This window comes from Mycobacteriales bacterium, from assembly GCA_035504215.1.
Lineage (GTDB): Bacteria > Actinomycetota > Actinomycetes > JAFAQI01 > JAFAQI01 > DATAUK01.
This window is the reverse complement of sequence record DATJSI010000075.1, coordinates 21,328-28,316: the sequence shown is the minus strand read 5'-3', so window position 1 is coordinate 28,316 and position 6,989 is coordinate 21,328. Positions and strand designations below refer to the sequence as shown.

Sequence of the window (6,989 nt, the reverse complement as noted above, 5' to 3'; positions counted from 1 at the left end):
GCGCACCCCTTCGGTGATCTTGACGTTGGTGGCGCACAACCTCGGTTTGTGCGCCTCCAACGTCAAGATCAGCGCAGCGGCGGCGGGATGTGTTCATACGATGAGCCCCATGACGGCACCGCCGGCGATCGACGAGGCCGCCCCCGCTCCCTCGCTCTCGGCCGCCGAGGCGCTCGAGCGGATCCGGACCAAGCTGATCCGGCCGATGCCGACCGACCGGCTGCGCGGCTGGCTGCTCCCGCTCGCGGTGACCGTTCTCGCCGGCATCGCGCGGTTCTGGCGCCTCACCCGCCCGGGCGGTCACCAGCTGACGACCCGCAAAGACCTGGTCTTCGACGAAACCTACTACGCCCACGACAGCTGGACCCTGCTCCATCACGGCGTCGAGGCGAACGGCCCCGGCACCGGCCCCGGCTTCGTCGTCCACCCGCCGCTCGGCAAGTGGATGATGGCAGTCGGCGAGGTGCTGTTCGATCACGGCAAGACCGTCGTCTTCGGCCACGGCAGCAGCGCCACCATCTATCCGGCGAGCGTGTTCTCCTACCGGTTCTCCGGTGCCCTGGTTGGCACGATCGCGATCCTGATGGTCGCGCGGATCGGGCGCCGGATGTTCCGGTCGACCGCCCTCGGCGTGATCGCGGGCATCCTGCTCTCCCTCGATGGCTTGGAGTTCGTCCAGAGCCGTACGGCGATGCTGGACATCTACCTGATGTTCTGGGTCCTGGCCGCCTTCGGTTGCTTGGTGATCGACCGCGACGACGGACGGCGACGACTTGCCGACCGGCTCACCGGCGCGCTCGACCCCGACAGCTGGGGGCCGTCGCTGGGGTTCCGGCCTTGGCGGTGGGCCGCCGGGATCTGCATCGGTGCCAGCTGCGCGGTGAAGTGGGACGGGGCGTTCTACATCCCGGCGCTGCTCATCCTCGCGATCGCCTGGGACGTCGGGGCCCGTCGTACTGCCGGCGCCAGGAACGGGCTCTGGAGCGGCACGCTCTACAGCGGCGGCCCGGCGCTGCTTGCGTTCGTCCTCGTTCCCGCTGTCGTCTACGTCCTTGCCTGGAGTGGCTGGTTCGCTTCGAACAGCACCTACGCCTACGACCACGACCTGTACGTGCACCCCGGGCAGTCCTGGTGGGCGCACGACTGGGCAGTCTTTCGCGGTTGGTGGGCCTATCAGAAGGCGATCTGGCACTACGCCGACAACCTCACCTGGGAGGCCAACCCGCATCCGTACCTGTCCCGGCCGTGGGGCTGGCTGTTGATGACCCGGCCGGTGGCGTACTACTACCAGGCCCCGCACACCTGTGGCGCCAGTAGCTGCTCGCAAGAGGTGCTCGGCATCGGCAACCCGGCGGTGTGGTGGGCGTCGATTCCGGCGTTCATCGCGGTCGCGTGGGCGTGGGTCGCCCGGCGGGACTGGCGGGCGAGCGCGCTGCTGCTGGTGTTCCTCGCCGGCTATCTCCCGTGGTTCCGCGAGGACGAGCACCACCGCGTCATGTTCTTCTTCTACATGCTGCCCGAGGTGCCGTTCATGGCCCTCGCCATCACGATGGTGATCGGTATGGCGATCGGGACCCGTGCAACGACCGGGCTTCGTCAAGCCCTCGGCTTCGGTGGGGTTGCCGTCTACCTCGCGACGACGACCGTGCTGTTCGGCTTCTTCTATCCCGTGCTAGCCGCGCGCACGATCACCTACAACCAATGGCACGAACGCATGTGGCTCGATCAATGCCAGAGCAAGCCGGACAAGCATCAAGAGAACGCGCCCTGCTGGATCTGAGCGGGCTCGGCTCGGGGTAGCCGGCCTCGAAGTCGCTCGACGGCGGTTGCGATGAACCACGCGACGACCAACAAGGCACACGCAGCAATCCCGTCCAGCCAGTAGTGGTTGGCGGTCGCTACCACGACGAAGACCGTGAGTACGCCGTGCAGGATGGCCAGCCACCGCCAGCGGCTCGGGCTCGCCTTCACGACCGCGTAGGAGATCAAGACCGCCCAGCCGACGTGGATCGACGGCATCGCGGCGTACTCGTCCGCGATGCCGCTGCCGATCACGGCGTAGACGGACTGGCCGTAGACCGCGGCCGTGTCGATCATCCCGGTGCCGCCGATCAGCCGCGGCGGCGCAACCGCAATCATCTGCACGAGCAGCGACATGCCGGTGAAGGCGACGATCATGTTGCGGAAGAACGGATACCGGTCGCGGTGCCGGAGCCAGAGCCAGATGAGAAAGACGACCATCAACGTCAAGTGCATCGTGTCGTAGTAGTAGTTCGTCGCGCGGACGATCTCCGGGTGCCCGATGATCAGGTCCTGCACGCTGCGTTCGCTCGGAAGGTGAATCGCGCGTTCGAAGCGCCACAACGCGCGGCCGCGGTCGATCCCTCCGGTCGTGTGCCCGCGGGTCAGCCGGTTCGCGACCTGCCACAACGCGAACAGCGCGCACACGAACGCCGTCTCGAAGCTCGCGGCGGAGAGGAACCTCGTCCATCGGCGAGCGGGGAACAGTCGCGCGACGGCGAACACACCGAACAGCACGACCGCGACGGTGACCGCGCTGTGGACGTCCAAGCGCAGCCACGACACGACGCCGAGCCTATTGGCCCGCGTGACCTCGTTCGGTCGCGACGGTCAGGAGACCGGCTGGTCGCTGAGGTGGGCTTCGACGTACGGAACCGTTCCGCCGGCTCGCGCCAAGACCGGCAGGCGGACCTGCACGATCGTGCCGCCACCGGCGCGGTTCGCCAGATCCACGGTGCCGTTGTGGCCGTCGATCACCTGCTTCACGATCGCCAGCCCGAGGCCGGAGCCCGGCAGCGCCCGCGCCTCGTCCGCGCGGTAGAACCGCTCGAACACGAACTCCACCGCGCTGTCGGGCACTCCGGGGCCGCGATCGGCGACCGTGAGCAGGCCATCCGCCGTCAACGTCGTGTCGACGACCGCGCCGGGGGGTGAGAACTTGCCGGCGTTGTCGAGCAGGTTCGCGATCGCGCGGTCCAGCCGGCCCGGCACGCCGCGCACGGTGACCGGAGCGGTGTCAAGCATGAAGATCACCTGCGGCCAGTGCCGTCGGGCCCGCTCGACCGCACGGGAGACCAGGTCGTCCAGTGCGACATCCTCCTGGGCGGAGTCGGGCGCCTCGCCGCGAGCCAGCTCGACGACGTTCGCCACCAGCCCGGTGAGCTCGTCGAGCTGCGTGATGACGCCCTCGAGCAACGAACGACGCTGCTCCGGGTTGAGGCGGTCGACGTCGTGCAGCACTTCGATGTTGGTACGCAGGCTGGCGAGCGGCGTACGCAGCTCGTGGCTCGCATCCAGGATCAGCTGACGCTGCTGGGTGAGCGACTTCTCGAGTGCGTCAAGCATCGTGTTGAAGCTGCCCGCCAGCCGGCCCAGCTCGTCGTCGCCGTACCGCTCGATCCGGGTCGCCAGGTCGCGGGTGACCGCGATCTGCTCCGCCGCCTCGGTCAGGCGGGCCACCGGTCGGGTGGTACGCCGGACCACGAACCACGCTCCAACGGTCGCGATCCCGAAGCCGATGAGAACCAGCACCAGGAACGCGAGGGTCAGCTTGTGCAGCTCGCTGTCGGCCGCGGTGAGCGGCAACGCCACCTGAAGTGCGACCAGCTCATTGCTCTGGTTCACCCGCTGAACCGTGAGGATGCGTACCGGCCGGCCACGCCACTCGACGGTGCGCAGCCAATGGCCGCCGTGCTGGAGGATGTCGAGGTCGCGTCCGGACACCGGGAGCGGGTAACCGCCGTTGGCGAAGGCCACCTGCCCGGTGGCAAGGATCACCTGGGCGTCCGCCGATGCCTGGCTGGTGTTGGAGTGCACCTTCGGCGCCGGACCGCTGATGTCGATGAAGCTCTGGTTGCTCGCCTGGGACCTCAGCTGGCTGTCGATGTTGCTGAGCAGCTCATGACGTACGGCGATATACGCGACGGTGACAACCGCCACGATCGCCAGCGTCGCCGACAGGGCTGCCGCCGCGGTCAAGCGAGTCCGCAACGGCTGGTTACGCCACCGCCGATCAAGATCGTGCACGCTTCTGCGCATCACCGGTAGTGGTCCCGTCACGGCTCCGCCCGCAGCACGTAGCCGACCCCACGAACCGTATGAATGAGGCGCGGCTCGCCAGCCGCTTCCGTCTTGCGACGGAGGTATCCGACGAACACCTCGAGCGAGTTGCTCGTGGGCTCGGACTCCCATCCCCAGACCCGATCCATGATCGTCTCGCGTGGCAGCGGGCGACCAGCATTGCGAAGGAGTAGCTCCAGTAGTGCAAACTCGGTGCGCGTCAGGTCGATCGGCCGACCCGACCGATGGACCGTGTGCGCCCCGGGGTCGAGCACGATGTCCTCGTACTCGAGGGCGGCGAGGTCATCGCCGTTCTCGCCCCCGGTACGACGCAGCAGGGCTCGCAGCCGGGCCCGCAGCTCCTCGAGCGCGAACGGCTTGGTCAGATAGTCGTCGGCCCCGGCGTCGAGCCCGGCCACCCGGTCGCCGACCTCGTCGCGGGCGGTGAGCACGAGGATCGGCAGTCGGTCCTTGCGGCTGCGCAAGGTGCGGCAGACGTCGAGCCCACCGACGTAGGGCATCATCACGTCGAGCACCATGACGTCGGGGCGGTGCTGAGACACGGCTTCGAGCGCCTTGACCCCGTTGCTCGCCGTACTCACCCGGTAGTCGTCAAGCTCGAGTGCACGCGTCAACGCCTCCCGCAGCTGCGGGTCGTCATCGACCACGAGCACCTGCGGGCCGGCCTGCATCGCTACCCCTGCGTCGAGGACTGCTTGGTCAGCGTGGCAGTGACCGTCTTGGTCGATCCGCCCCGCTCAATGGTCACGGTAACCCGCTGACCAGGAAGGTGCGACCGGATCGCCGCGATCACCGCATCCGCGCCCTCTGTGCTGACCCCGTCGATTCCCGTGATCACGTCACCGGCCTTGATGCCTGCCTTAGCCGCCGGACCACCAGAAACCACCGAGTGAACGAGCGCCTTGTCGGCGCCGGACGCCGACGTCTGGTCCTCGAGCGTCACACCGAGCAGGGGATGCACCGCGTGGCCGGTCGTCATGAGCTCGTTCGCGATGGTCCTCGCCTGGTTGATCGGGATCGCGAAGCCCACGCCGATGTTGCCGCTCTGCGACCCGTCAATGCTCGCCTGGCTGAGGCTCGCGATCGCCGAGTTGATGCCGATGACATCGCCCGCGGCGTCAACGAGCGCGCCGCCGGAGTTGCCGGGGTTGATCGCGGCATCGGTCTGGATGGCGTCGATAACCGTCGGGGTGGGCGACTGCGAGCCGCTGCCGCTTCCGCTACCGCCGCCGCCGAACAAGTTCGGCGGGAGCTGCTGGGTCTCCTCCTGGGTCTGTACCGGCCGGTTGAGCGCCGAGACGATGCCGGCGGTGACGGTGCCGGTCAACCCGAGCGGCGAGCCGACCGCGAGCACCGGGTCGCCGACCTGAATGTCGGCGCTGTTGCCCAGAGTGGCCGGCTTGAGCCCGGTGCGGTTGACCTTGATGACCGCGAGGTCGTCGAGTGGGTCGGTGCCGATGATGCGTGCCGACGCCGTGGAGTTGTCGTTGAACGTGACCGACACCGATCCACTACCGCCGGTAGCTGCGGCGACGACATGGTTGTTGGTGAGGATGTAGCCGTTGGACTGCAGGATGACACCCGATCCGGTGTCGTCCTCGTTGCTGCTGGTCACGTTGATCGACACGACGGACGGGAGGACCGCCGATGCGATTCGCGCGTACGAACGCGGCCCGGTCGTGAGCGCGCTCGGCGAGATCTGTGTCGGGTTGGAGGACAGGCTGGAGCCCGGCGAGCTGTTGCCGTTGTGGTTGATCAGCTCCGCGCCGACGGCGACCCCGCCGGCGCCGAACACGAATGCCGTCACCGCGACCATGGCCCCTACGCCAAACCTGCGTAGGCCTCCGGTGCCGCCGGACCCGTCCGATCCCGTTGGTGCCGCTGGCACGCTCCCGCCGTACGTCGGCTCGCCCGCGCCCAGTGGCGCGGTGGGATAGGCAGCGGTCGGCGACTCCCGGTCGCCGAGGTTCGCATCGCCGTCGTCGTCCCCACCGGACAAAGGGGGCCAGAACAGGTCGTCACTCATCTCGATCCTCCGTCGTTGATCCCTACGAAGGTGCCCACCCGAACTTAATTATTTCTGAGAGTTCACCCGAGCGGAACCACCCCAACCGCGCGATGGTCCACACTGGCGGCAGTGACCGAGCCCCGCGAGATGGCCAGCGCTGCCCTGAACGCAGGAATGCGCGCGGTCGAGCGCGCCACCGATGCCGTAGCGAACGCGAAACCCCGCCTGCGCGGGTGGTTTCATGCGGTGACATCACCGCTCGCGCTCGCCGCGGGTGTGGTGCTGATCGTGCTCGCTCCCACCGGGCCGGCCGCCGCCGCGGCCGCTGCGTACGCCGCGACCGCCGTCGTACTGTTCACCACGAGCGCGGTCTACCACCGTGGCACCTGGGGACCGCGCGCGGAGTCGTGGCTGCGCCGCTTCGACCACGCGAACATCTTCCTGCTGATCGCCGGCACGTATACACCGTTCGCCGCGCTCGCGCTGCGCGGCGATACCCGGATCGCCGTCCTTGCGGCGGTATGGAGTGCGGCGCTGATCGGCGTCGCGTTCCGCGTCTTCTGGATCGGTGCGCCGCGCTGGCTCTACGTCGCGCTCTACCTGGGACTCGGCTGGGCCGCGAGCTTCTTCGTTCCGCAGCTGATCGACGGCGTGGGCATACCGGCGTTCGTGTTGATCGCCGTGGGCGGCCTGTTCTACACCGCGGGCGGGCTGGTCTACGCGATCCGCCGCCCGAACCCGAGCCCGAAGTGGTTCGGCTTCCACGAGGTCTTCCACGCGTGCACGGTCGCCGCGTTCGCCTGCCAGTACATTGCGGCCTCGTTCGTGGTCTACCGCGCCGCGTAGCTTGACCTGCCGCAGCGCCGAAATTCACCCGTCC

Annotated in this window: 6 protein-coding genes; 2 read left to right on the top strand and 4 right to left on the bottom strand. The window is 68.3% G+C overall.

The genetic code is table 11. From position 1 onward, the window contains the following. Nucleotides 1-109: 109 nt before the first annotated feature. The gene (locus VME70_09315) at nt 110-1,780 is read left to right on the top strand and encodes a phospholipid carrier-dependent glycosyltransferase (protein HTW20394.1); all 1,671 of its coding nucleotides are present in this window, start codon (nt 110-112) and stop codon (nt 1,778-1,780) included. On the opposite strand, the gene VME70_09310 is transcribed toward VME70_09315, so the two are convergent. The 4 genes from VME70_09310 to VME70_09295 form a co-directional block, all read right to left on the bottom strand. Then, complete coding sequence (locus VME70_09310; protein ID HTW20393.1) at nt 1,753-2,586, bottom strand: phosphatase PAP2 family protein; 834 nt, start codon at nt 2,584-2,586, stop codon at nt 1,753-1,755. The genes VME70_09315 and VME70_09310 overlap by 28 nt on opposite strands. Nucleotides 2,587-2,631: 45 nt before the next feature. Continuing rightward, entirely contained in the window at nt 2,632-3,960 is a 1,329-nt protein-coding gene (locus tag VME70_09305; GenBank protein HTW20392.1) for an ATP-binding protein, read from the bottom strand. 116 nt (nt 3,961-4,076) lie between these two features. Beyond that, entirely contained in the window at nt 4,077-4,772 is a 696-nt protein-coding gene (locus VME70_09300) for a response regulator transcription factor (GenBank protein HTW20391.1), read from the bottom strand. A gap of 2 nt (nt 4,773-4,774) precedes the next feature. Continuing rightward, nucleotides 4,775-6,127 carry a trypsin-like peptidase domain-containing protein gene (locus VME70_09295; protein ID HTW20390.1) on the bottom strand — a complete coding sequence of 451 codons (1,353 nt, stop codon included), beginning with the start codon at nt 6,125-6,127 and terminating at the stop codon, nt 4,775-4,777. Nucleotides 6,128-6,238: 111 nt separating this feature from the next. Between VME70_09295 and VME70_09290 the strand changes: the two genes are divergently transcribed. Then, nucleotides 6,239-6,955 carry a hemolysin III family protein gene (locus VME70_09290; protein ID HTW20389.1) on the top strand — a complete coding sequence of 239 codons (717 nt, stop codon included), beginning with the start codon at nt 6,239-6,241 and terminating at the stop codon, nt 6,953-6,955. Nucleotides 6,956-6,989: the final 34 nt, after the last annotated feature.

What these genes read in the sequence shown, in the direction of transcription:
- VME70_09315 (HTW20394.1), top strand. Translation starts at nt 110, where the DNA reads ATGACGGCACCGCCGGCGATCGACGAGGCCGCCCCCGCTCCCTCGCTC.
- VME70_09300 (HTW20391.1), bottom strand. Translation starts at nt 4,772, where the DNA reads ATGCAGGCCGGCCCGCAGGTGCTCGTGGTCGATGACGACCCGCAGCTG.
- VME70_09295 (HTW20390.1), bottom strand. Translation starts at nt 6,127, where the DNA reads ATGAGTGACGACCTGTTCTGGCCCCCTTTGTCCGGTGGGGACGACGAC.